At 57.9% G+C, this 23,998-nt stretch carries 23 protein-coding genes and 1 riboswitch; of the genes, 11 read left to right on the forward strand and 12 right to left on the reverse strand.

The annotated features are described in order from the left end of the window. Positions 1–635: 635 nt before the first annotated feature. Both HMPREF2787_RS09545 and HMPREF2787_RS09550 read right to left on the reverse strand, forming a co-directional pair. Complete coding sequence (locus HMPREF2787_RS09545) at positions 636–1,724, reverse strand: trypsin-like serine protease (protein WP_070859125.1); 1,089 nt, start codon at positions 1,722–1,724, stop codon at positions 636–638. Between the two features lie 2 nt (positions 1,725–1,726). Then, positions 1,727–2,683 (reverse strand): DUF418 domain-containing protein, encoded by a 957-nt coding sequence (locus HMPREF2787_RS09550; RefSeq protein WP_070859126.1) that lies wholly within the window; start codon positions 2,681–2,683, stop codon positions 1,727–1,729. Positions 2,684–3,001: 318 nt separating this feature from the next. Here HMPREF2787_RS09550 and HMPREF2787_RS09555 point away from each other — a divergent pair, with 318 nt between their 5' ends. Next, a complete protein-coding gene (locus HMPREF2787_RS09555; RefSeq protein WP_246824292.1) occupies positions 3,002–3,400 on the forward strand; it encodes a hypothetical protein in 399 nt (132 codons plus the stop codon). Here HMPREF2787_RS09555 and HMPREF2787_RS09560 read toward each other — a convergent pair. Beyond that, positions 3,397–3,825 carry an arsenate-mycothiol transferase ArsC gene (locus HMPREF2787_RS09560; protein WP_070859127.1) on the reverse strand — a complete coding sequence of 143 codons (429 nt, stop codon included), beginning with the start codon at positions 3,823–3,825 and terminating at the stop codon, positions 3,397–3,399. The genes HMPREF2787_RS09555 and HMPREF2787_RS09560 overlap by 4 nt on opposite strands. 15 nt (positions 3,826–3,840) lie before the next feature. Beyond that, positions 3,841–4,908, reverse strand: coding sequence for an ACR3 family arsenite efflux transporter (gene arsB, locus HMPREF2787_RS09565; RefSeq protein WP_049172185.1), 1,068 nt, complete (start codon positions 4,906–4,908; stop codon positions 3,841–3,843). 72 nt (positions 4,909–4,980) lie between these two features. Here arsB and HMPREF2787_RS09570 point away from each other — a divergent pair, with 72 nt between their 5' ends. Then, positions 4,981–5,319 (forward strand): ArsR/SmtB family transcription factor, encoded by a 339-nt coding sequence (locus tag HMPREF2787_RS09570; RefSeq protein ID WP_070859128.1) that lies wholly within the window; start codon positions 4,981–4,983, stop codon positions 5,317–5,319. Between the two features lie 42 nt (positions 5,320–5,361). On the opposite strand, the gene hisN is transcribed toward HMPREF2787_RS09570, so the two are convergent. Both hisN and HMPREF2787_RS09580 read right to left on the reverse strand, forming a co-directional pair. Next, the gene (gene hisN, locus HMPREF2787_RS09575; protein WP_070859129.1) at positions 5,362–6,162 is read right to left on the reverse strand and encodes a histidinol-phosphatase; all 801 of its coding nucleotides are present in this window, start codon (positions 6,160–6,162) and stop codon (positions 5,362–5,364) included. 10 nt (positions 6,163–6,172) lie between these two features. Then, the gene (locus HMPREF2787_RS09580) at positions 6,173–7,033 is read right to left on the reverse strand and encodes an inositol monophosphatase family protein (protein ID WP_070859130.1); all 861 of its coding nucleotides are present in this window, start codon (positions 7,031–7,033) and stop codon (positions 6,173–6,175) included. A gap of 47 nt (positions 7,034–7,080) precedes the next feature. Between HMPREF2787_RS09580 and prfB the strand changes: the two genes are divergently transcribed. Continuing rightward, on the forward strand, positions 7,081–8,193 hold the full coding sequence (prfB, locus tag HMPREF2787_RS09585; RefSeq protein ID WP_038626269.1) for a peptide chain release factor 2: 1,113 nt from the start codon (positions 7,081–7,083) through the stop codon (positions 8,191–8,193). A 2-nt stretch (positions 8,194–8,195) separates the two neighbouring features. Here prfB and HMPREF2787_RS09590 read toward each other — a convergent pair whose 3' ends face one another. After that, the gene (locus HMPREF2787_RS09590; protein WP_246824293.1) at positions 8,196–9,578 is read right to left on the reverse strand and encodes an HNH endonuclease signature motif containing protein; all 1,383 of its coding nucleotides are present in this window, start codon (positions 9,576–9,578) and stop codon (positions 8,196–8,198) included. Between the two features lie 422 nt (positions 9,579–10,000). Between HMPREF2787_RS09590 and ftsE the strand changes: the two genes are divergently transcribed. The 4 genes from ftsE to HMPREF2787_RS09610 all read left to right on the forward strand — a co-directional run bounded on the left by ftsE (position 10,001) and on the right by HMPREF2787_RS09610 (position 13,836). Continuing rightward, complete coding sequence (ftsE, locus tag HMPREF2787_RS09595) at positions 10,001–10,690, forward strand: cell division ATP-binding protein FtsE (RefSeq protein ID WP_016423233.1); 690 nt, start codon at positions 10,001–10,003, stop codon at positions 10,688–10,690. 48 nt (positions 10,691–10,738) lie between these two features. Beyond that, positions 10,739–11,641 carry a permease-like cell division protein FtsX gene (gene ftsX, locus HMPREF2787_RS09600; protein ID WP_070859132.1) on the forward strand — a complete coding sequence of 301 codons (903 nt, stop codon included), beginning with the start codon at positions 10,739–10,741 and terminating at the stop codon, positions 11,639–11,641. An 84-nt stretch (positions 11,642–11,725) separates the two neighbouring features. Further along, positions 11,726–12,622 (forward strand): polyphosphate kinase 2, encoded by an 897-nt coding sequence (gene ppk2, locus HMPREF2787_RS09605; protein ID WP_070859133.1) that lies wholly within the window; start codon positions 11,726–11,728, stop codon positions 12,620–12,622. Between the two features lie 86 nt (positions 12,623–12,708). Continuing rightward, positions 12,709–13,836, forward strand: coding sequence for a 3-hydroxyisobutyryl-CoA hydrolase (locus HMPREF2787_RS09610; RefSeq protein ID WP_070859134.1), 1,128 nt, complete (start codon positions 12,709–12,711; stop codon positions 13,834–13,836). Positions 13,837–13,847: 11 nt separating this feature from the next. On the opposite strand, the gene HMPREF2787_RS09615 is transcribed toward HMPREF2787_RS09610, so the two are convergent. Then, the gene (locus HMPREF2787_RS09615) at positions 13,848–14,804 is read right to left on the reverse strand and encodes a MinD/ParA family ATP-binding protein (RefSeq protein WP_246824294.1); all 957 of its coding nucleotides are present in this window, start codon (positions 14,802–14,804) and stop codon (positions 13,848–13,850) included. Between the two features lie 51 nt (positions 14,805–14,855). Further along, complete coding sequence (locus tag HMPREF2787_RS09620; protein WP_371441150.1) at positions 14,856–15,659, reverse strand: YwiC-like family protein; 804 nt, start codon at positions 15,657–15,659, stop codon at positions 14,856–14,858. Between the two features lie 96 nt (positions 15,660–15,755). After that, positions 15,756–15,925: riboswitch (FMN riboswitch) on the forward strand. A gap of 10 nt (positions 15,926–15,935) precedes the next feature. Between HMPREF2787_RS09620 and pnuC the strand changes: the two genes are divergently transcribed. Together pnuC and HMPREF2787_RS09630 are read left to right on the forward strand one after the other, a co-directional pair. Beyond that, entirely contained in the window at positions 15,936–16,655 is a 720-nt protein-coding gene (gene pnuC / locus HMPREF2787_RS09625) for a nicotinamide riboside transporter PnuC (protein ID WP_070859137.1), read from the forward strand. 10 nt (positions 16,656–16,665) lie between these two features. Then, positions 16,666–17,325 carry a hypothetical protein gene (locus HMPREF2787_RS09630; RefSeq protein ID WP_070859138.1) on the forward strand — a complete coding sequence of 220 codons (660 nt, stop codon included), beginning with the start codon at positions 16,666–16,668 and terminating at the stop codon, positions 17,323–17,325. On the opposite strand, the gene HMPREF2787_RS09635 is transcribed toward HMPREF2787_RS09630, so the two are convergent. The 3 genes from HMPREF2787_RS09635 to HMPREF2787_RS09645 all read right to left on the reverse strand — a co-directional run bounded on the left by HMPREF2787_RS09635 (position 17,322) and on the right by HMPREF2787_RS09645 (position 21,726). Beyond that, complete coding sequence (locus tag HMPREF2787_RS09635) at positions 17,322–19,022, reverse strand: FUSC family protein (RefSeq protein WP_070859139.1); 1,701 nt, start codon at positions 19,020–19,022, stop codon at positions 17,322–17,324. The two genes, HMPREF2787_RS09630 and HMPREF2787_RS09635, sit on opposite strands and share 4 nt — an antisense overlap. A 55-nt stretch (positions 19,023–19,077) precedes the next feature. Continuing rightward, positions 19,078–20,724, reverse strand: coding sequence for a peptide chain release factor 3 (locus HMPREF2787_RS09640; protein WP_070859140.1), 1,647 nt, complete (start codon positions 20,722–20,724; stop codon positions 19,078–19,080). 108 nt (positions 20,725–20,832) lie between these two features. Continuing rightward, positions 20,833–21,726 (reverse strand): Cof-type HAD-IIB family hydrolase, encoded by an 894-nt coding sequence (locus HMPREF2787_RS09645; protein WP_049189551.1) that lies wholly within the window; start codon positions 21,724–21,726, stop codon positions 20,833–20,835. Between the two features lie 183 nt (positions 21,727–21,909). Here HMPREF2787_RS09645 and HMPREF2787_RS09650 point away from each other — a divergent pair, with 183 nt between their 5' ends. Further along, positions 21,910–23,361: a glyceraldehyde-3-phosphate dehydrogenase gene (locus HMPREF2787_RS09650; protein ID WP_049189550.1), complete on the forward strand. Its 1,452-nt coding sequence runs from the start codon at positions 21,910–21,912 to the stop codon at positions 23,359–23,361. 75 nt (positions 23,362–23,436) lie between these two features. Further along, a complete protein-coding gene (locus HMPREF2787_RS09655; protein WP_070859141.1) occupies positions 23,437–23,634 on the forward strand; it encodes a hypothetical protein in 198 nt (65 codons plus the stop codon). The last annotated feature ends 364 nt before the right edge of the window (positions 23,635–23,998 follow it).

Consider the following 23,998-nt stretch of genomic DNA (forward strand, 5'->3'; position numbering starts at 1 on the left):
GCATGCGGACACACTTTTCTTTACTTAACCCGCGGTCGTCAAAATGCAGCGTGAGGCGCAGCTCGATTAGTCGGCCTGAAGGTACTTAGCTTGAGGGGTTGCTGGGTTGATTCTGGCCGATTTGCCTCAGCTCATGTACGCGCTGCTAGCTTTCGGTTTCACATATCGATGAGTTATTCACTTATGGATACGCTGGAGCGCATCGATGGGTGAATCATGCATCGATAAGTGAGCGCAATACTGGCAAAACGGTGGGCAGACAGCTAACAGACAGCTGACAGACAGCTGCCAGACAGGCTTGGACTCCCACGGTGGGCTCGAAATGTGGGCGGATGTGGAGTGACTTGTTCCTTTTTTTCGCCCCTTCATAAAGAACTCTACGAAGTCTTGGCTTTCGATTTCTTCAGCCAGATCATTGGCGGAATCAACAGAGCCAGGCCACCGATAAGTGCGACCTCACCGAATCGTCGATTCTTAGAAAAATTGGAATAAAACCATAGGATTATCTCACGATTGTACGTCAGTTACCGAGAGATTTTGTGGCTTCGGTCACTATTAAGTTCCTCGCATGCACGATAAAAGCCGCCTACCCAGTACTTTCCGGGGAGGCGGCTTGTGGTTGTGGTTAGACGGTTCTACTGTCGGCCATTCCTAATGCGCGACCAGGCTGCTGCGACAACCAGGCCAACGCACGCGATGGCGAGGTAACCCCACATGCGATCGCCACTGGTCTGAATGGTCTTCGGCGGTGCAGGAGTATTTTCCGCAGTCAGGACGCTTTTGGTGTCACGGCCAGAGGTGATGTCATCAATCCAGTCAGCGGTGCCAGCGAGGGTAGTAATCGCTGCGCTGGGGGAGGGCAGGTCAGGGTCGCCATTGGAGGTTCCGGCGGTAGCGAGACCAGCGAGCTCTCCGTCAACGAAGAACGGGCCGCCGGAGTCGCCGCCCTGCATACCTGCGCCAGAGACCGAATGTGCGTCCAGGATGGCGCTTTGAATCATTGGCATCATGGCAGCGTCGGCTGGGATGCTTTCGGTTCCAGCGGGGATCGACTCGGTTTTGGAGTCATCTGGCTTAACTGCATCTGGCATTGCGGTACCTGGCATGACGGCTTCTGGCTGCATCTCCATTGATTCCATGGCACCGCCCGGAACAGCGCCGCCCGGAATAGCCTCACCCGGAACAGATTCACCTGGAGTAGCTCCACCAGGCGCGACCTCACCTGGAGTTCCTTCAGTGGGGCCTCCGCCCAACAGTTCCTTGACGACCATCTTGGTCATCGGAAGCTGCCCGGAGCGTGCCATGGACGAGCTGCTGCTCCAGCCGTAGAGAGTTCCCGTCTGCCCAGGTGTGGGGATATCGCGGGAGACTTTCGCAGGGGTTGCATCAGTGACCTTTTGGGTCAGGTGAAGCAATCCTGCATCAGACATTGGAGACAGCGCCCAGGAATCGGCATCGTAGACCTTCCCGCCGATGCGGGCCTGGGTCCCTTCGTTGTTCACAGACTCCAGGCAGTGGCGTGCAGTGAGCACCCACTGCTCGGCAACCAGCGTTCCGGTGCAGTCACCGAAATTGCCAACTTTGCCAATCTTCAGCGCGGCCACAGAACTGCTTTCAGCATTTGCGGGTGCGGGTTCGCCGTTTTCCAATGCTAGAGCTGGAGTCGCAGATAGAAGCAGGGTGCTGCTAACAATTGCTGCGATGGAAAAAGATGTTTTCTTCACGGTTATTTCCCTTTCCCAGAAGGAACAATGGCCTTGATTGCGGTGGCAACGAGCTTTTCAGCAGGGCCCTGTCCCACAAACTTCTTCCAGAGACTTGCGATGACGAGGAAGAATACGATGAAACCTGCTGCGGACAACGTGGAATGCAATGCCACATTCTGCTGCCAATAAAACGCGGTGAGAACGTGCAGGATGTAGATAGTCAGTGACATTGTTCCCATAGCCGCGAATGGGTAAAACGCGGTCGGGAAGCGGTCGCCTACGAACAGGCACAAATGCAGCACAATGGCGGCGACGGCGACGGAGAGAATGATTTCTCCGAAAACGCCAGTGTGTCCAGTAAAACGGAGCCAGCCAGCAATCTCGGGATCAAATCGGAAGTACATGCCGACGGCCGTGATGACAACACTGACGGCGGTGACAATCCAGCTCAGCCGGGAATTGGCGCTGTTCTCAGAGGCGGAAGTGCCATGCAGGCGACTGCGTAGGTAGACGTCGTAAAGCAGCATGCCGCCAATGAAATATGCGATCCACGCCAGTAGCGGGTAAATCTGCGGCAGTGTCATGGGTGCGTACTTGATTGTGGCGGCGATGGTTGCGGCGGCGAAGAAGCCGACTCGCCACCAGGTTCCGAGCGCTGGCATCCAGGAAACCAGCATCATGACCAGGCCCATGATGACGAGGACCACCTGAATTTCTCCACCCACCGGCAATAGCGCCAGGCCGATGAGAATGATCAGGGCACCGCGAGTGATCAGGCGCAAGAAGGTAGTGCTGCTGTAATTGCGGCCGATAATCATCATTGTGGCGCCGGCGATAATGGCGAACAGTGATGAGGGTAGGCCAGAGAGCACAACCTTTGTGCTCCAAAGTAGTGAGGCCATATGGACAATGATCATGCCGATGATGGCGAGTGAGCGCGCTATATCGAGCCCCACAATTCGGGTAGGTTTATTCACCCCGGATTTCTCCTTTACTACAACTTATAGGGAGGTGCTCTTTGGTAAAAAGCACTCTCTACAAACGGCGTATTGAAAACGACTTTCTAGTTGTAGCAACCGAACCTGACAATACATTAAGTGACTATGTGTAAATCATGGTGTTTCGTCTGTGTTTTTACTGGGAAACTAGCGCGCTCAAAAAGCTAAGAGGCAGGCGTAACCTGGTGGCATGACATCGATGCTGACGAGTTTCACCTGGGCAGAGGTGCCAGGCGTCTTCCTCGCGTACCTATTAATCATTGCCATCCCCACCGCTCTCGCATGGGTGGGTGCCGCATGGTTGGTCAAAAATACGGCGAGCGTATCGCATTTGGGCACACGATTTTCGTCTTTGTCGCAGCATTCCTAATCTGCTTTTGTACGCTCGCGTGGACACTTGAGGGCGAATACGACTACTCGCCGTGGCAGGTTTTCTGCAGCGGCTTTGCGATGGTCATCCTCACTGCCTCTGCCATGATGCGCGTGGCCGTCCCAACTCTGAACCTGCTGCCCACCTGGTGGGCTGCCGTCGCCGGCTACGCCCTGTGCTGGAGCATCATTGCCGGCACCGACGACACCACCGGGCTCTGGGCAGTCGGCCTGATGTTCCTGCTCCTCGGCCTCATCGCAGGCGTCGGCGCAGTCGTGTGGCTTACGCTGGCGATAAGGCGGCTTTTGTTGGATTCTGCCGCTTAGGGATTCTTAGTGTAACGGAGTTCGACAGCTAACTCGTCGATACGGCGCTCGAGGTCATCGCGAATCAGGTCCATGCGTTCTTTTCCGTCGATGCCTTGTTTTGAGGGCTCGTCAGTAAGCCAACGCTCGAGTGAGCCTTGAGCGTCCGAGGGGAGCTCTACATGAGCGGCATCGCCGATGATGACAACACGATCTGCAGTCCGGAGAATCGTGGGGGCAATGGGCTTTGGTGATGCACTGTCCATAGAGGCGCCGATTTCTGCAACTGATTTGGCTGCAAGCGCATTGGTAGTAGTTTTGGGGTTCGTTCCTGCTGAAAGGGCGATGAACTGCGTGGCATATTTTGCACGCGCAATGGCCTCGGCCATCTGGGATTTACCGGCATTTGCCACGCAGATGAAAAGTACCTTCGGGATTTCCTTCATTTCAGAATCCTTTTTCTATAGTTTGTCCGGTACGGAAAGGTCATTAGGGAAAAGGCGCGGCCCGAGCCAGCGGGTGACGTAGACAAGTGCAACGAGTACGGGTACTTCAATAAGTGGTCCAATCGTTCCCGCAAGTGCTTGCTGGGACAATGGGCCGAAGGTGCCAATCGCAACCGCAATTGCCAACTCGAAGTTATTTCCGGCGGCCGTAAAGGCAATCGATGCGGAGGTTGCGTAGTTCATGCCCGCGGCCTTGGCCGAAGTGAGAGCGATCGCGAACATGGCGAGGAAGTAGATCACTAGTGGTAGTGCCACTTTCGCAACGGTCCAGGGATTCTCAAGAATCTGCTGTGACTGAAGCGCAAAGAGCAACACGATTGTGTATAGAAGGCCGGCAAGTGCCAATGGTGAGATTTTGGGCAAGTACTCATTTTCATACCAGTCGCGACCACGGGTGCGTTCACCAATTATGCGTGATGCCGCGCCAGCCAGAAGCGGAATACCGAGGAATACCACTACAGATAGTGCGATTGCCCAAAAAGAAAAGGTGGCGGAAGTGGTTTCCAGTCCCAACCAGGAGGGCAGAATCTGCAGGTAGAACCACCCTAGAGCGCCGAACATGAAAATTTGAAATAGCGAGTTGACGGCCACCAATACGGCAGCGACTTCAGTATCGCCGCAAGATAGGTCGTTCCAGACCAAAACCATTGCAATGCAGCGGGCGAGACCGACGATGATCACGCCAGTGCGCAGTTCTGGACTATCACTGAGGAATATCCAGGCAAGGGTGAACATCAGTGCGGGGCCGAGAATCCAATTGAGGAAGACTGTGATGCCCATCAGCTTCCTTGATGTCAAAATTTTGCCCGTTTTGTCGTATCGAACCTTTGCGAGCGGTGGGTACATCATGACCAGCAATCCGATGGCGATTGGTACGGAAATTGTCGTAATTTTTGCCTCTGCCAGCCAGTTCACAAGTGACGGTGCAATTTTGCCCAGAATGAGGCCAATTGCCATTGCAGCTGCAATCCATAGCGGCAAGAAGCGGTCTAGGAAGCTGAGTGACTTTGTAGTCTGTGTCATAGTTTCCGGTGTAATCAATATATCGATGATTGTCAATATATTTAGAGGGGAGGCCGTGTAGCCTCAACGGGTATGGACGAAATCTCAGAATGCTGTGCACTTGGCGGTCGGCCTCTCGACGCGGCGGAAGCGCAGGCTGCGGCAACGCTCTTCAAAGCGCTGGCGCAACCGGCGCGCCTGCAAATTTTGTCTCAGCTCGCTGCCGCTGGCTGTAGTTCGATGACCGTAGGGGAGCTGGCCGCTGTTTCTGGGCTTAGTCAGCCGACGGTGTCGCATCATTTAAAGACCATGGCGGATGCCGGGCTGCTAACTAGGTCTAAGAGTGGACGGGTGGTAACCCATGAGGTACGCCCTGAGGTATTTGCTGAGCTGCGACGTATCCTGGATATCGGTCACGCGGACGGGAGATAGTGAGCCGCTCGTCGCAAACTGCGATAGGTTGGAAAATCCTGTTTACCCGCCCAGGCGCTTGACGACGGCGTCGTGAAGCAACCCATTCGTCGCAACTGCGTCCCCGCCGTGCGGCCCGTCGACTCCCGCTAGGGAAGTGAAGCGGCCGCCAGCTTCCTCTACCAGGATCGCGAGCGCTGCCAGGTCCCACAGGGAAACCTCCGGCTCTGCGGCGACATCGACCGCACCCTCGGCTACCAGGCAGTAGGAGAAGAAGTCGCCATAGCCACGCAGTCGCCAGGCGTCATCGGTGAGACCGATGAAGTTGTCGCGCAGGTCGCGCTCGGCCCAACCGGTGAGCGAAGAGTTGGAAATTGAGCAGTCCGCGATGTCTGCCACCTTCGAGACCTCAATGCGGCGCTTAGCGGCTTCCCGGCCGCCGACGTGGGTGCGCTTGAATGCGCCGTCGCCCTTGGATGCCCACCAGCGACGGCCCAGTGCTGGGGCAGAGACTACGCCGACAACCGGCTTGCCGTCCTCCAGCAGGGCAATCAAGGTGGCCCAGACCGGGACACTGCGCACGAAGTTCTTGGTGCCGTCGATGGGGTCGATGACCCACTGACGGCCCTCAAACACAGCTTCGCCGCCGAATTCTTCGCCGAGAACTTCATCGCTCGGGCGCTTGTCCGACAGAATCTCGCGGAGCAGCTTCTCGCACGCGATATCGGCATCGGAGACCGGAGTCAGGTCGGGCTTGGACTCGACGATTAGATTGGCCGCCTCGAAGCGGGACATCGTGAGGTCGTCGGCTGCGTCGGCAAGCGAGAGTGCGAGGGCGAGATCTTCGGAGTAAGAGGTGGTCATGGCCGAAATTCTAGCGCAGAACCTCACGTAGCTCTGCGACCTGGCCACTCGAGCCCGCGAGCTTCCAGCGTCCCACCGACGTGCATTCGCCGCCTGCGCCCTTAATAAGTGCGTATCCCGGCAGCCAGTCCCAGGCCGCGACGTCGCGCTGGAACCATACGCCGATGCGGCCATCGGCTACGCCGGCCATATCCACCGACGCTGAGCCCAGCATGCGCCAGGTAGCGCTGCGAGACACCGCATCCAGCCAGGACTTTGTGGCCGTGACCTCGGATTCCTCGCTCGAGTTCACCACCGTGGTGTGGAGGTAGGTCGCTGCGCAGACTTCCGAGAGCGGATGGTCAGTGACTCGAAGGTCGTCAACAGTGCCGTCAATGTTGATACGACTGGTCGGCAGATTGGGGCCGCCAATCCAGCTTTCGCCCGTTGCCGGGCGATGCACCGCACCGAGGATGACCTCATCCGGATTGCTCGCATCGCCCATAACCAGCGCCAACGCACTGCACCAGTAGTCCGAACCAGTGGTGAAATTGTAGGTGCCATCGACAGGGTCAATCACCCACGTACGACCCGACTGGGACTCCTTCGCCGATCCTTCCTCGCCAAGAATGCCGTCCTCGGGTCGGAGTGCAGCCAAAGCCTCGACGACGAACTTCTCCGCTGCCCGGTCGGCTGCGGTGACGACGTCGGAAATCGATGTCTTGTACTCCGTGACCAGGCCTTCGTCGCGCATACGCGCGGCAATAGCGGCGGCGCGTTTCACGATGGCAACCGCAACACTGGTATCCGATGCCACAATTGACTCGGAAACTTGGGAGAGAAAGAGTTCTAGGTCTTGGCTGGAATCTTGGCTGGCGGTGGATTCAGACATACGTCCTATTGTGCATCGAAACAGGCGGTATAGCTAAGGTAGTACCCGTGAACCCGGATCTGAATGCTGACCTCAAAGAACTCGACGCGACGCTGACCACCATTGAGAAGGTGGTCGATGTCGACGAGCTTTCCGACCGGATCAGGGAGTTGGAAGCCCAGGCCGCGGACCCGTCGCTGTGGGACGACCCCGATCACGCGCAGCAGGTAACCAGCGCACTGTCGCAGGCGCAGGCGAAGAAGAAAAAGATTGACTCCCTGCGCGGGCGACTCGATGATCTCTCCGTGATGTACGAACTCGCGGAAGAGGAGGGTGACCCTGATGCCGTTGAAATGGCCGATGCCGAACGGGCTGAGCTGCGTGCTGACATCGAATCCCTCGAGGTCACGACTATGCTTTCGGGGCCTTACGACGAGCGCGAGGCGGTCATCAACATCCGCTCTGGTGCCGGTGGCGTGGATGCCGCTGACTGGGCCGAGATGCTTATGCGCATGTACCTGCGCTGGGCTGACAAGCATGGACATAAGGTCGAGGTTTACGACACGTCCTACGCTGAAGAGGCCGGCATCAAGTCCGCTACTTTCGTCGTCCATGGCGAGTACATGTACGGCACCCTCTCGGTCGAGCAGGGTGCGCACCGTCTGGTTCGTATTAGTCCTTTTGATAACCAAGGGCGCCGCCAGACTTCCTTCGCTGAGGTCGAGGTGCTGCCAGTTGTGGAGGAAACGGATCACATCGACATCCCCGAGTCAGATTTGCGTATCGACGTCTACCGCTCCTCCGGCCCAGGTGGGCAGTCGGTGAACACCACGGACTCCGCGGTCCGACTTACGCACGTCCCAACCGGCATCGTGGTGACCTGTCAGAACGAGAAGTCGCAGCACCAGAACAAGGCATCTGCCATGCGTGTTCTGCAGGCGAAGTTGCTGGAGAAGAAGCGCCAGGAAGAGCGCGCGGAGCTGGACGCTCTCGGCGCAGGCGGCAATGCCTCGTGGGGTAACCAGATGCGCTCCTATGTGCTGCACCCGTACCAGATGGTCAAGGATCTGCGTACCGAATACGAAGTCAACAACCCACAGTCGGTCCTCGACGGTGACCTCGACGGTTTCATTGAGGCCGGTATTCGCTGGCGCATGGCTCAGCAGTCCGAAGGGGAGTAGCCCTAGAAGGGCGGTTCGTCTTCGAGTGCTTCCGGTGTCTCGGGAGTTTCCGGTGCTTCCGGGGTGGTGGGCTCGTCGGCTTCTGATTTTCTCTCGTTTTTGTTCATTCCCAGTTCTTCGCGAGCCTGATTTGTCAGCTCCTGTGATTCGCGGAGGTTTTCCAACCTCTGCTCGTTGTACTCCTTGAGCGTCTGTGCTTTCTTTGTCTTGCGCAGATCGAAGGAGTAGCGACCGTGGCCGGAGAGCGGCCCTGATTCTGTGCTGATTAGGGCAGCTTTTTCAGCGCTCTGATCAGTGGCGGAGGTCCAGTACTCCACGCCGTCGATATCGCGCACGACATTCCAAAGACCGGCCGTTTTTAGATTGTGGTGGCGACGGCATAGGCAATGGAGGTTGGGCGTCTCGGTTTGGCCACCTTCGTCGGGATTCTCGTGGTTATACGGCTGAATGTGGTCGATGTCGCACTTCGTCGCATCGACATCGCATCCGGGAAAGCGACAGGTGCCGTCTCTACCTTGGATGTAAGTACGCTGTCGCTCTGTTGGCGAGTACTTTTCCGTTTTCTCGTCTGCTAGTAGCCGGATGCTAGTGACCCGATCGAGCCAGGATTCAGTGGCGATTTTGTTGATCCACCCCAGGCCACCGATCCAGGCTTCCTGGGGCTTGTCTTGGGTTAGTGGGCAGTACAGATTCAGTGTGGCGGTGACCTGGGCAGTCCCGTGCAGAAGATGTGAAAAGGCCTCGACAAAGTCGCAGTCCTGATCAGCGGTGATTTCTTCCAAGACCTTCTGAAACTCAATTGCCCGCTCAGGCATTAGTTCCATGGTGACTTCAGTGAGGTTGTCCTTTAACTCGAACGTTATAGATTCGCCAGCTTTTTGCTCGATGCCTTTTTGAAACGAAGTGATCGGCGGGTCGTACTCATTCTTCGGGCGCAATAGCGGGCTGACTTCATCAATAAGCCGCTGAATATTCTGTTGAAGGCTCCGAACTCCGCGAAGAACTTCACCATTGACTCTCGGAGTGATCAGCTCAAGGAGATGGTCTTCGAAATATCTCACAGCCGAGGGGTCATCCAATGGGAGGATGGCCGTGGCAATGACCCGCATGTGGGGAAGCGGTAGCTGTGCGCGTTTGAGCAGAAGCTCTTTTAACCGCGGGAGTCGCTCTAGTTGCATTCCGACATCGATGTACTGGAGTGTTCTCCCACGTGACATGCCAAGAGCTGGAGCGATTTTGGCGATGTAATCTTCGACATCTTTTGTTGAAGAAGAGGGAACACAAGCAAGGGCAAGCTTCAAGTCAGCTCGATTGCGGTCAATTCCAAGACGTGCTGGTGCTGTTTGAGAAATCTCATGGTGAAAGCGTGGCGCTGTTGCTTCCATCGCCGCAGTGTAAGTGCGTTTCCGTGGTATGTGTTCCCCGCTGGCCATTGTTGAATCCCCCTGAAAGATAAGGCCTGGACGTTGAAATGTTGAAATAAGGAAGAGGTAGGGAAAGTATTTTCGACTAACTCTGAGTGTCAATTTTCCAAGCTTGAAGCAGCTAGGCGACGTTATTTGGTGTTTTCAATCCTCGTGTTTAATCTTTCATGGCCCATTATAATCGAACATATAAGCGAAGTAAAGGGCGATTTCAAGATTTTTAGGGAGAATAATTTCGAATGCCGCTATGGCGTGAGCTTTCGTGCGGTCGCGCGCTCTGGGGTTAGCGTTCGACGCCGCCTGTTCTCGCAATCCCGTCACGGCGACCAATTCCACGCATTCCAGAGTGACTTGAGTGGCTTAAGTGATTAGAGTGTCTACTTATGATCACTTTCGACGGGGTTACCAAGTCCTACTCGACTTCTAGCCGACCAGCTCTCGACGACGTTTCAGTCCACATAGATAAAGGTGAGTTTGTCTTTCTTATTGGACCGTCGGGCTCTGGTAAGTCGACCTTCCTGCGCCTTATGGTGCGGGAAGAGAAAGTGGATTCAGGAAAACTGACGGTTGCAGACCAGGATTTGACCAAGATTTCTCGCCGCAACATCCCGAAGTTGCGTCAAAAGGTGGGGTACGTCTTCCAGGACTTCCGTCTGCTGCCAAAGAAAACCGTGTACGAAAATGTTGCCTTTGCGTTGCAGGTAATTGGTAAGCCGAAGGCGAAAATCGACAAGGCGGTTCCGGAAACGCTCGAAATGGTCGGACTCTCGGGCAAGGAAAATCGCTACCCGCACGAGTTGTCTGGTGGTGAGCAGCAGCGCGTCGCCATCGCTCGCGCGTTCGTCAACCGCCCGCTCATCTTGCTTGCCGACGAGCCCACCGGCAACCTCGACCCAAGCACTTCCGGTGACATCATGCTCTTGCTCGACCGCATTAATCGCATGGGGACGACCGTTATCGTGTCCACTCATGACAATGATGCCGTGGACTCCATGCGTCGCCGCGTGCTGGAGCTGGAGCTGGGGCGTCTCGTGCGTGACGACGCCACGGGTGTTTACGGCCTGAACAATTAGCAGACAGTCCATCGGTAGAAGAACTCATTCGAAAGGTATTACTGACCTATGAAGACTCGCTTTGTCCTCGGTGAGGCTTTCTCCTCCTTGGGCCGAAACATCACGATGACCATCGCGATGATTATTACGACTGCGGTGTCGTTGGCGCTGCTTGCGACCGGCATCCTGGTTACTGAGCAGACCAGCCGCACGAAGGATCTCTATCTCGATCGCGTAGAAGTACAGATCGAACTGAATGAACAAATCTCCGCCGAGGACCAAACTTGCTCCTCGCCGGAGTGTGCTGAGGTCGTCGGCAAGCTTGAAGAGACTGACGGCGTTGATTCGGTGACTTTCCGAAATCGTCAGCAGAACTTTGACCACTTCGTGGAGATGTTCAAGGACAGTGACCCCGTGCTCGTGGAAAATGCGACGCCGGAGTCGCTGCCGGCTGTCGTGATGGTGCGCCTGGCCGATCCGACAGACGTCAGCCCGCTGGATCCGATTCGGGAGCTGCCACAGGTCGACCACGTTACTGACCAGCATGAAGAGATTGGTACTGCAGCCCAAAACCTGGACTCGGTGCGAAATGCGACCTTCCTGCTGGCGGCGGTGCAGGCCGTTGCCGCGGTGTTCCTGATTGCGAACATGGTCCAGATTGCGGCGTTCTCGCGTCGTAAGGAAGTTGAGATTATGCGCATGGTCGGTGCCAGCCGCTGGTTCACGCAGGCGCCGTTCGTCCTCGAGGCTGTGATTGCGTCGCTGATTGGTGGTCTGCTGGCCATCAGTGCGCTGTTCCTGGGCAAGGCGACGGTCATCGATCCGGCGCTGAGTAACCTGTACAAGGCACAGCTCCTGGCGCCGCTGACCAACGGCGATATCGGTGTGGTGGCGCCGATTGTGGTTGTTATTGGCATGGTCTTTGCTGGTCTTGTCGCACAGGTCACGCTGCGTCTTTACTCGCGCGACTAGGGTTGCAAAAAAGGTTAGCGATTAGGCCCCGCGGTTAAACCCGTCGAATAGGGTCGTCGCGCCCTGCCGGGTAAACTGTGGACTATGAATAATGACGACGTCCAGCGCCCACCGAAGCTCGACAAGAAGGCTTATGAGGCCGAGCTCAAAAAGCTCCAGGCAGAGCTCGTCGAAATGCAGCAGTGGGTGGTAGAAACCGGTGCCCGAATTGTCATCGTGATGGAGGGTCGTGACGCTGCCGGCAAGGGGTCGGCCATTAAGCGCATCACGCAGTACCTGAACCCCCGTACCTGTCGTATTGAGGCCCTGCCGGCTCCGACTAGCCGTGAGCAGGGTCAGTGGTACTTCCAGCGTTACGTCGAAAAGCTGCCGACTGCTGGTGAGATCGTGATTTTCGACCGCTCCTGGTACAACCGTGCCGGCGTTGAGCGTGTCATGGGCTTCTGCACCTCGCAGGAGTACCGTCGCTTCCTGCATCAGGCGCCGATTTTTGAGCGTCTGCTGGTCGAAGACGGCATTATCCTGCGTAAGTACTGGTTCTCTGTGTCGGACGAGGAGCAGGTTGCCCGCTTCAAGTCCCGCCGTGAGGATCCGCTGCGCCGCTGGAAGCTCTCGCCGATGGATCTGGAGTCCATCACCCGCTGGGAGGATTATTCCCGTGCAAAGGATGAGATGTTCATCCACACCGATATCCCGTCCGCACCGTGGTTCACGGTTGAGTCTGAGGATAAGAAGCGTTCGCGTATCAATGTCATCAACCACCTGTTGACGACCATTCCGTACGAGCGCATTCAGCGTGATGTTCCGGAAATCCCGGATCGTCCGGAGTCGGAGGGAAGCTACGAGCGTCCGCCGCGCACTGAGTTCCGCTATGTGCCGGACGTTGCCGCGAAGCTTGAAGCCGACCGTGTGAAGGGCGCAGGCAAGTCCGATAAGAAGGGTAAGAAGCACAAGAAGGACAAGAAGAGCAAGAAGAAGTAGCTCCTTAGTCTCAGTGAGGTTCTGGTCGTCAGAACCTTCCCGACAGAACCTTTCCCTGGTTAGTTATCTGTGTCACACTGGGTGGCATGACTGCTACTAATAATGGTTCTGGCACTGCACGCACCGAGGTCATTGAGCCAAAGGTGCTGCGAGAAGTCCACGGGCGATCCGGTCACCTTCGTCTGAATAGGCCGAAGGCACTTAATTCGCTCGATTTGGATATGGTCACCGAGGTCGTCGAGGGGCTCCGCGCATGGCGTGACGACGACTCGGTGGATCACATTGTTGTTTCATCCAGTCACCCCAAGGCGTTTTGTGCCGGTGGTGACGTGCGGGCAGTTCGGCAGGCCGTGCTCGATGGCGTTCCGGAGCAGGGGGAGATGTTTTTCCGGGATGAGTATGAGATGAACGCGATGATTGCGCAATTCGCGCAGTCCAAGCCATATATCGCGATCATTGATGGCATCGCTATGGGTGGTGGCCTGGGGGTTTCCATGCACGGCTCCCACCGAATCGTGACCGAGCGTGCCAGCGCTTCCATGCCGGAAATGGCAATCGGCTTTATTCCCGACGTTGGCATTACTCACTTTTCGCAGCATGTGAACACACGGCTGGGAGGGCCCTCGGCTGCAATCGCGCGGTTTACGGGGCTGACCGGTTACCGCCTAACTGCGGCGGACATGCTGTGGGCTGGATGGGCGACACATGCGGTACCAGCCGCGCAGCTGGATGACTTCGTTGCAACACTGGACCGCGATGGAATTGATTCGGCGCTCGCGGAGTATGCGCTTGATGTGGACTCAGCTGAGGCTCGTGAGCTGCTCGGGGATCCGCAGTTGGCCGAGTGGAGCGACTGCATTGAGGCCTGCTTTGGTGCTGATACCTGGGCGGAGATTGAGCGTGCTCTCAACGAAGCCACTGAGGCGGGCTCCTGTGCATCGTCAACAGTGGAGACCTTCCGTGATCTGCTGGCACCCGCCAACCCGGAGAGCCTCGTGGCAGCCGTGGAACTCTATGCGGCTAACTCGGCCCACGAGGTCACCCTGCAGGAGGCGCTAGACCGAGAGATGAAGCTTGGTGCTTACATGCGTCAGCACCCCAATTTTGCCGAGGGCGTGCGGGCAGTGTTGGTGGATAAGGACCGCGACGCCGCCTTTAAACCTGCTACCGTGCAGGAAGTCGACGTCGAGGCGATTCGACAGCACCTTCGGTAGCTAACCGTGCGTTAGACGAAGCTGTGGCGGCCCGTCGTCGGCGCGAAATCATCGGCAATCATGGCTGCCAATTCGAGATAGCTCTGGGTGGTGGCGGGCTGGAGATTCTCCAGCTCGATATTTGCACCATTCGCGATATGCGGATCGTAGGGGATGACCTGCACTGCGCGGCAGCGCTGGGTAAATAGCTCGCGCACGGTCTCTGTGGACAGCCCCTGTTTATTTAGCTCGTTGACCACCACGACGGTGGTAGAAACTAGCCGTTCGAACCCGTGCGCTGAAAGCCAATCCAATGTCGTCCAGGCACTTTTCACGCCGTCCAGTGCGGGCGTAGTGACCAGCACCAGACAATTGGCCGCAGACAGAATCGAAGCGGAGATAGGCTGCGTCAGGCCGGTGCCGCAGTCTGTCAGGCTCACATTGTAATGACGCCGAAGGATGTCGAGGGCTGCGCAGTATTCGCCGTCGGAAAGCGCGATTGTCGATGTCGGATTTTGGTCGCTGCCGACAACCTCCAGGCGTGATGGCGTGTGTGATGTATATGCGCGGACCTGCGCGTATTTGTCCGTATCCGGGGCTCGCAGTAGATCGCGAATGGATGCGGGATTGGCTGCGGTGACGCGTGCGCCGAGGGTGCCAAAGTCCGGATTCGCGTCGATTGCGACGACCCGGTCACTGCGCAGGCTTGCAAGCGTGGCGCCCAGGCACATGGTTGTCGACGTCTTGCCAACGCCGCCCTTCACACTGATAACAGCGATGTTGTAGTCACCGTAGATAGGCTGTCGCACCCGCTCTATCAGCTCGCGTTGCTTGCGTGCCGACGATGATTCCCGCGGCAAAATTGCGCCCCACGTGGCCTTACGAACCCAGCTGCGCCAGCCCGACTGTGGTGCCTGCCGCGAGGTCAGGCTAGCGGCCAAGTCTGAGACGGAAACTGCGTGATTGACTGCGTGTTTGGTGGAAGTCATAGACTTCATCCCCTCCCCAAAAATCCCCAAAGTATGTCCCCGCCGTTGTTTTTACCACGCGGCTAGAACGACGGCGACTCCAAAGATGGCATCGAGGATTCCGACTTGTTTCGGAGTCCACGGCCGAGCGCGGCGAGCGCCGGAAATTGGCATGGCAAAAGACCTGATGAGAAGCCCAATTGCGACGATGGGTACGCCGAAGTTGATGAGGTCCCGGTCGCGGAGGAGGAGCCACCCGATAATGGCCGCGGCGGTAATAAGAACGTGGTACGTGACCGAGCCGATGAGCCACTGGGGGTTGCCGCGCTTGCGAATCATCGTTTTTACATAGGGCACGGTGCCGACGAAATATCCAGCGTAGATAGCCGCAATTGCCCAGGCTTTCGGGGTTGGCCCGGCAACGATGGGCACCATGAGGCTAGCGGCCAAAACGGTGGAGACGCCAGAGAGAAGTGAGCGCGGTCGGCGGCGGTAGGTTTCCCAAATAGCGATAGCGGCAAGAGGGGCGATGAGGATCACCCAGGTGAGGAGGGAAACGTCGGCAAGCAGTGTGATGCAGCCGGCGACGGCGGTGAGCGCGGTGTATGTGGCGGCGGGTGCGAGGTGGCGGCGTTGGCGACGAGAGCGGAGCCAGACGCTGACGGCGAAGAATGCGAAGTAGCCGAGCAGCCAGGTCGCGGTGACAAAAAGGCCTGTCCATGTGGGGTTGAGGGCGAGAGCGGTCAGTGGGGGAATGGTGACCATGAACCAGGCGCCGTGCTGGTCCGGAACCCAGCCAGCGGAGCGCTTGCGACGGGAGGATTGGGAGGAACGGGAGGAACAGGAAGGGCGTGGCTGGCGGGGCTTTTGGCTCATACTGCGCATTATAGATGCGCAATTCATGTGGGGTTGTATCGAAATCTCATTGAATAAAATGCACATGCGTGCAAGGCGACAGTGCTAACGTTGAACTCGCATTCTCAGGGCGAGGTGAAATTCCTCACCGGTGGTGAAGCTGCGGCTGACGCAGACAAGTCCACGAGCGCCCTACCTGTGACCAAAGGGGTTGCAAGGTAGGGGACAAGCAGATTTCGGTTGGAATCCGAAACCGACGGTCATAGTCCGGATGAAAGAGAAGGAGTTGAATAATTCGTGGAATACGTGTCGGATTTTTTGGTGGGATTCCTCACTGCACAGCTCAGTGTGGCGGGAGCGCCAATCTTGATTCGTGAAATTGTCGGTAACCTCTTTGGCCTGGCGTGTGCCTTCCTAGGTATGAAACGCAAGGTATGGGCATGGCCGGTCGGCATTATCGGAAATGCACTGCTGTTTACCGTATTCCTCGGTGGAGTTTTCCACACGCCGCAGAATCTTGATCTATATGGCCAGGCGGGGCGTCAGGTCATGTTTATCGTCGTCAGCCTCTACGGATGGTTCAGCTGGGTCAAGAGTCGCAATCAGAGTGGTGACGAAGTCGCAATTGAGCCTCGGTGGGCGACGGCATCGGAACGCATTGGGATGATTACCGTGGCTATCTTCGCCACAGTGATCTGTGCCAATGTTTTTGAGATGCTGGGCTCGTGGGGGCCATGGGCCGATGCCTGGATTTTCGTCGGTTCGATGCTGGCAACCTGGGGTATGGCCCGCGGTTGGAACGAATTCTGGCTAATTTGGATCGCCGTGGATGCCGTGGGGGTGCCGTTGCTGCTCAAGGGTGGCTACTACCCGTCGGCAGCGCTGTACCTCTTCTACGGTTGCTTCGTCATTTGGGGCTTTGTCTCCTGGATTCGCCTCGAGCACCAGCACGACAATGACCAGCAGGAGCGCTCCGAGAACGACCAAGTACCGGCCTTGGCGGCAGCCGAGCGGTAGGATAGTCCAGGTGAGCTTCCGACCAGATAACTCCCGTACCAACCGCGCCCATCAAGCCGAAGAGCGTGCCCGCAGTCTCGTGCAGGACGTCCTCGACCGCGAGGAGCGGGTACGCAACAATCTGGCCAGCGCCGATGTTGACCCATGGGCGATGCGTTTCGTTGTCGATGAGTCGATTTCTGAGGGCGCAATCATCACCTGGCGCAATGAGGCCACTCGTGCCCGCCGCATCATGCGCCGCTACGACATTCAGCGGGGCTACCGCGAAAAGTTGCGGGAAGTTGAAAAGCGCATCGACGCCATGTTGCACCTCGCGGAGTCCCTGGAGGAGTCGTGGGACGCAGCGGCACACGCCTCGAAGAGGCTTTCCGACGCGGAGGCCCGCGATGTCGCAGCCTTTGAGCGTGAGCGCGAGCGGCAAAATGACGCGGCAGAGACTAAGCGTCAGCGCGAGGAGAAAGTCCGCAAGTTGCGTCGGAAAGCGGAAAATATCGCTGCCGATGCGTGGGACGCGGGCCGTGACGCGCTGGAGAAACTGCCGCCGCTGTCGTCCTCGTTGAAGGACATCGCGGCCAAGTTCCGTTCGCGGGGATCAGAGGAGGAACCGCGCGAAGTACGGCAGGCGACCGCTCGAGACCTGCGCAAGGAGCCCCCGCTGCCGGAGGACTAGTCTTCCGCGGATGTCGCGGCCTGGACCACATCGGCCAGCCTGGAAATTTCGTCGTGAGTAGGCCTGACATCCGGATGCGTGCGACAGTAGTCCAGTAGCAAGTAACCGGCCGTGCGAATGTGGCGATGCCCATCCCAATGTGGGGCAGCGGCCTCAGGGTTGTTGGTTGCCAGAGAAGAGATGGCCTGGCGCTCGCTGAGCAACTCGTATTGCAAATCTCGTCGAATATCGAGTGCTTGATTCGGGGTGCCAGTAAGTAGCGCACCCAAAAGTGCACCCATCTGCCGATAGCAGCGCGGAATGTGGCGCAAGTAATGCTTCTTAATGCTCTCAGTGGGCCAAAAACGCAAGATAGCGAGTGCTAAAACGCAGGCGATACCGACCTCCAAAACACGATCGATCACAATTGGAGCCAGCTCACCGGAGACATTTCCGCCCAGCAGCAGCGCCAGCGGAGTGGTGACAACTGTCGTCAGAGCGTAGTTTTTCACCACGAGAATTTCCGCTCCGAATTGGCAGGCGGCAAGCGCGATAAGTAGCGTCCAGCTGTCCAGGCCGAAGGAAAAGAGCAGGGCATAGAGGAAAATACCGATAATTGAGCCCACCATGCGGTGAATGCCTCGAATCGAACCGGCGGTGCGGTCGGGGCCCCACTGCAGAATCATCAATGCGCTGACCACCGCCCAGTCAGGCCGGTCAAGACCGACCAGCACACTGATAAGACCGGCTAGGCCGCCGGTAATAGCCACCTTCGTGGCAGTTATCGAGGCGTGGGAATAGCGATCGAAAGAGCGGAAGATTCGGTAACTCACGCTTGGTCGCGCGAGTGGAATAGTTGTCTGTGTCTCATCAAAGAGGTTCGGCGTGTCCACGATGTCGACAGCGCTGCCGTGCACGCCCAAGCGTCCGCGGATAGCAATCAGCCGCTGATGAGCAGCAATGACACGGTTGACCAGTTCCGTATGGGAGGGCTTGACGATCTTGCTGCCACGGATGATGCCTGCGTCGGCAAGCGATTCCCACGCGTCAGTGAGTGCAGTTTGCGCCTGGTGATGAACAGCAAACGAAGTTGAGTCGGATTTTTCCATCGCCTCGATGGCCGATTCGAGGGAGTGGACAGCCGTCAGTTCTGGGCCGTGCGGATTCCACAACCGCGGTGCCATGCCGATGACTATCGCCGAAAGCACACCAACGGTAGCCCACATGGCGGTTTCAACCGGGTTGAAGCCAAGGCGGGCGACCATTGTTGTACCGCCGGAGACCATCACAATAAAAAATGAACCCGGCGGTGGCAGGCGCAGTGCGTTTTGAATAAAAGCGCCGATGGTGGCCAGTATCGTCGTAAAAAGCGCAATGAGCAGCAGCCATAGATTACTGCCGCCGGAAGCGATCTCATTGTGGACCACCGAGCCGACAAAACTGCCGGACATAACGCCGGCAATCAGGCATAGCCCGGCGATGGCCATCACGCGCAGACGACTGCGGTAGGGGTGGCCTTCGCCATAGATGACCACGCAACCACCAGCGGCGATAAGGAGCATTTCCGAACCATGACCGGTGAGAAGTGCCACGGCACCCGGCAGGAATAGCGCGAGTGCTGCGCGGAGGGCACCTGGCCATCTCTGAGCTCGCGAGTGGAAGGCAGTAAAAAGTTGCCATGCACTTGGCTGTGGAGGAAGCTCAACCGGTTGGCTCAATGTTGGTCAAATCTCCTTTTCGATATTGGGTTTTGGGGCTGTCGCTGCCGGAGGGCTAGTCAGCGACCAGCGTCTCGAGTGTGAACTCCGGATGCTCCTTCTCAATGAAGGACAGCTTCCACTTGTCGCCGAAGAGGGCGATGAGGGCGCCGTCGGAACGCGTGAAAATCTCGACGCCGCGCTGCTTTGCCAGCTCTGGCGCGGTCTCTTCGTCCGTGCGGCGGGCGACGGAGTAGGGGATGGGCTCGGCGATGGTCTCGACGTTGTACTCGTTTTCCATGCGTGCCATCATGACCTCGAACTGCATCGGACCGACCGCGGCCATCACCGGGGCAGCATCACCGCGGGCATCGTTGCGCAGAATCTGCACCACGCCCTCGGCATCGAGCTGATCGACCGCCTTGCGGAACTGCTTGTACTTGCCCAGGCTCTTGGCGCGCAGGGTGCGGAAGTGCTCTGGTGCGAACTGAGGCATCGGCTTGAACTGAACCTTGCGACCCTCGTAAATCGTGTCGCCTGGCGCCAGCGAACCCGCATTGACCAGGCCGACAATGTCGCCCGGGTAGGCCGTCTCCACAGTCGAACGTGTCCGGCCGAAAACGGTCAAAGCGTACTTTGTGGAGAAACTGCGTCCCGACTGCGCATGCGTGACCTGCATGCCGCGGTCAAACTCGCCAGAGACAACGCGCATGAACGCCAGCTTGTCGCGGTGGTGCGTATCCATACCCGCCTGCACCTTGAATACGACGCCCGAAAAATCATCCGTCGGTTCGCGCTTTTCGACGATGGCTCCCTGGCCGCCAGCCGCTGCAGCGGCAACCGCAGCCGGGTCGGACGCGCGAGCACCAGGTGCTGGAGCCAGCTCGCAGAGAGTGTCCAGGATCTGGTGGACACCCCAGTTCAGCATGGCAGAGGCGAAAATCACCGGAGAGGTATCGCCAGCGAGGTACATCTCCTGGTCGTGGTCAGCGCTATCGGCGGAGAGTAGCTCGGACTCCTCGACGGCGGTCTCCCAGGCATCGCCCTGCTCAGCGGCGGCCTCATCTGGGGTGAGGTGGCGCTCAGCGGCAATGGTGGCGCCACCGGCAGTGCGCTCGAAACCAATGAACTGTTTGGCTTCGCCGCCCTCGCCGCGTTCCAACAGGCCGCGGAAGTCGCCGGCGTCACCGACTGGCCAGTACAGCGGGGTCGGCTGCAGACCAATCTCTGCGACAATTTCATCCATCAATTCCAGGGGAGCCTTACCCGGGCGGTCCCACTTGTTGATGACGGTGACAATCGGAATTCCGTTGGACTTACAAACCCGGAACAGCTTTAACGTCTGAGGCTCGAGACCCTTGGCGCCGTCGACAAGCATGACAGCGGCGTCGACAGCGGTGAGTACACGGTAGGTGTCCTCGGAGAAGTCAGCGTGACCAGGTGTATCGACGAGATTAATCATGTACGGCTCGCCGTCGTGTCCTTCTGGCTGGTACTCGAACTGCAGCGCGGAAGAGGCAATCGAGATGCCGCGATCCTTCTCCATGTCCATCCAGTCGGACACAGTCGACTTGCGGCCGGCCTTGCCGTGGACAGCACCGGCTTCGTTAATGACATGAGCATGCAGCGCCAGCGCCTCGGTGAGCGTTGACTTACCGGCATCCGGGTGTGCGATGACGGCAAATGTGCGGCGGCGTGCTGCTTCTTCGGCGAGAGTGGTCACAGGGAGACTACGCTTTCCTTAAAAAGAAAATCGGAATAAGGGAATCGGGTTCAACCTTTCTAACTTACCGCTCCAGTGGGGTAAGGGGTCAATTACGTTGGGGCGGCGTTAGAGGTTGAACAGTTCGCGCAGCGTCGTGATGACGCCTTCCTCCGCGTTCGATGGTGCGATGTCGGTGGCGCGGCGTTTGATTTCCGGGTGACCGTTGGACATGGCAAACGAACGGCTTGCGTGGTCGATGAGCTCGAGATCATTCAGGTAGTCAACAAAGCAGACAGTTTCGGCAGAAGAGACACCGAGGGCCTCCTGCAGGGCGGCGAGTGCCGTGCCCTTGTTGGTGTTGGCGTCGATGAGGTCGACCCAATGTGCACCGGAGACTACCGCGCGCAGGTGCGGGCTCTGGGAACGCAAGTAATCGGCGGATTCGTCTTCGACGGAGTAAGGATCAAAGGCGGCAATTTTGACGATGCCGTCCTCGGCGGCGGCGGCGATGACATCATCGACCTTCTGCAGCTTCAAATAGTACTTGGCGGCCTCGTTGAATTGCAGCTGCTGAACTTCCTCCGGAATATTGAAATGCGGCGGGAAAAACTCCACGTATGCGCTGGCAGCGCCGCAGATGATAACCGATAGAGGAGTGCGCCCCGCTGCCACGCGGTTGTCGTTGAACTGGCGGATCGCGTGTACCAACTGGGTGACGATGTCGTGGTCGATACTGGTAACCGAGACCACCTCGCCCGCATCCGCGACATAGTTGCCGTTTTCCGCAATGATTGGGATGCGGTGTGCAATGGGGGCGAACTGGTCGGCCAGAGTGGCGTACTGGCGGCCCGATGCGGGAGCGAAGTGGACACCGCGGTCGAGCAGTTCGGTGACTACCGGCCAAAAGGAATCCGGGATTTCCTTGTCTTCATTTAATAGAGTCCCGTCCATATCCGTGACTACAAGGCGGTATGGCGGCTGGGCGGGAGATTGCTGCTGGATATCCAGGGGTTCCGTCATGGCTTTAATTCTAACGGGTAAGTAGGGTTCACTTTTCTTCCTCAGGTCGCCTCCCAGTGCCTCCCCCGATTGGGTGAAAGCTGGGCCACAATACGGGGTACCCAGTTGAGGGCGATAGCCGGTGAACGGCGTGTGCGGGGTATTTTGAGGGGGAACTCATATTCATTTAAGCCAGGAGGATTTATGTCGGATTCGGCCCCCATCAAGCGCAATGACTGGAATGAGCGCATCAGCCTTGCAGAGCAGATGATCCCCCTCCTGGGACAGCTGCGACGCAACAACGATGTCGTGACTTCAATCTTCGGCCGCCGACTGGAAAACGTCACCGAGACCGGCATCATTAAGTCGCACCGCTACGCCCGTCGCATTACCTCGCAGGAGCTGCCTCTGAGCCAGACTCTGCCGATTCTGCAGGAACTGGTGAAGATGGATCTCGGCACCGCCTCCATCGACCTGGGCGCCCTGGCTACCAGCTTCGAAGAGGAAGGCGGCGACCTGCGCGCATTCCTCGAGCGGGAGCTTGCCGAGGTTATCGGTGCCGGGACTCACACCCCGAAGACCGACATTGTCCTCTACGGTTTCGGACGCATCGGTCGTCTGCTGGCCCGCATTCTGCTTGCTCGTGAGGCACTGTTCAACGGCCCGCGCCTGCGCGCGATTGTGGTTCGCCAGAATGGTGAGGACGACATCGTCAAGCGTGCTTCGCTGCTGCGCCGTGACTCCGTCCACGGTGCATTCGACGGCACCATCTCGGTTGACCGCGAAAACAACATTATTTGGGCAAACGGCACCCCGATCCAGGTCATTTACTCCAATGATCCGGCTACTGTTGACTACACCGCCTACGACATCAACGATGCGATTGTCATTGACAACACCGGTCGTTGGCGTGACCGTGAGGGACTGTCGCAGCACCTTCAGTCCAAGGGGGTTTCCAAGGTTCTGCTCACCGCGCCGGGCAAGGGCGATGTAAAGAACATCGTCTACGGAATTAACCACAGCATCATCGAGGACTCTGACAACATTTTGTCGGCAGCCTCCTGTACTACCAACGGCATCACCCCGGTGCTGAAGGTCGTCAATGACAAGTGGGGCGTCGAGTTCGGTCACGTCGAGACCGTCCACTCCTTCACCAATGACCAGAACCTGATTGACAACTTCCACAAGGGTTCCCGCCGTGGTCGCGCAGCCACCCTGAACATGGTTCTCACTGAGACTGGTGCCGCAAAGGCCGTCGCCAAGGCTCTGCCGGAGTTCGAGGGCAAGCTGACCGGTAACGCCATCCGCGTTCCCACCCCGGACGTTTCCATGGCGGTGCTGAACCTGACTCTGGACACTGAGGTCGACCGCGACGAGGTTAACAACTACCTGCGCGAAGTTTCCCTGAAGTCCGTCCTGCGCCAGCAGATTGACTACATCCACTCACCAGAAGTGGTCTCCACCGACTTCGTTGGTTCCACCCACGCTGGCATCGTCGATGGTCTGGCTACCATCGCCAACGGTAAGCACCTAGTGCTCTACGTCTGGTACGACAACGAGTTCGGTTACTCCAACCAGGTCATCCGCATTGCTGAGGAGATCGCAGGCGCTCGTCCGCGGGTCTACCCGAAGCGCAAGCACATCGACGAGCTGTAAGTCGGCGGTCCTGGGCTTGAGCTGCTGAGCCCTCGAAGGCCCTCTTCCCCCTCCTAAGCCACGGGGGTTGCGGCGATGGGGAGGGCAGGGGAGGGGGACGGGGAGATTTTCCTGTCCATCGACGACGACCTGGATTCCGCGTATGAGCCGTTCGAGTTGGTGAGGATTGTGATCCTGCCGGAACTGAGCGACGAGGATCTGGTTTTCGGCCTCCAATTCCGGGCCTCCGGCGACATCGAGCACGGGCGGGGGGATGAAGATTCGGGAAAGTGATTTCGGGATCGTCGAATACGGCTCGGCGGAAGTGGCCCTGTTCGGCGCCTAGGTGGCGGCGTCCGGCCGCGGGGGGGGGCGAGAGGTCGGCCGCCACTCGGTTCCAATCCGCGTGGGGGCCCTATGTGGATTGTCAATAGTCAGGCGAGACTTTCACGTACATCGTATGGGAGGGGTGTAGCCATGACTGATCGCCGGGCCGCATCGTGCGGGCCGGCGGTGATCAGCGCAGCGGCCTACGCAGCCGTGGCGATGGTTCTAGCAGGGATTTCTCGGAAGAACTCACGCCGAGTCAACAGGGCATAGATGACGTTGCAGCGGCTTCGGGCAAACCACATCACCGCGGCATTGTGCTTCTGTCCTT

This window comes from Corynebacterium sp. HMSC061H03, from assembly GCF_001838215.1.
GTDB lineage: Bacteria > Actinomycetota > Actinomycetes > Mycobacteriales > Mycobacteriaceae > Corynebacterium > Corynebacterium jeikeium_D.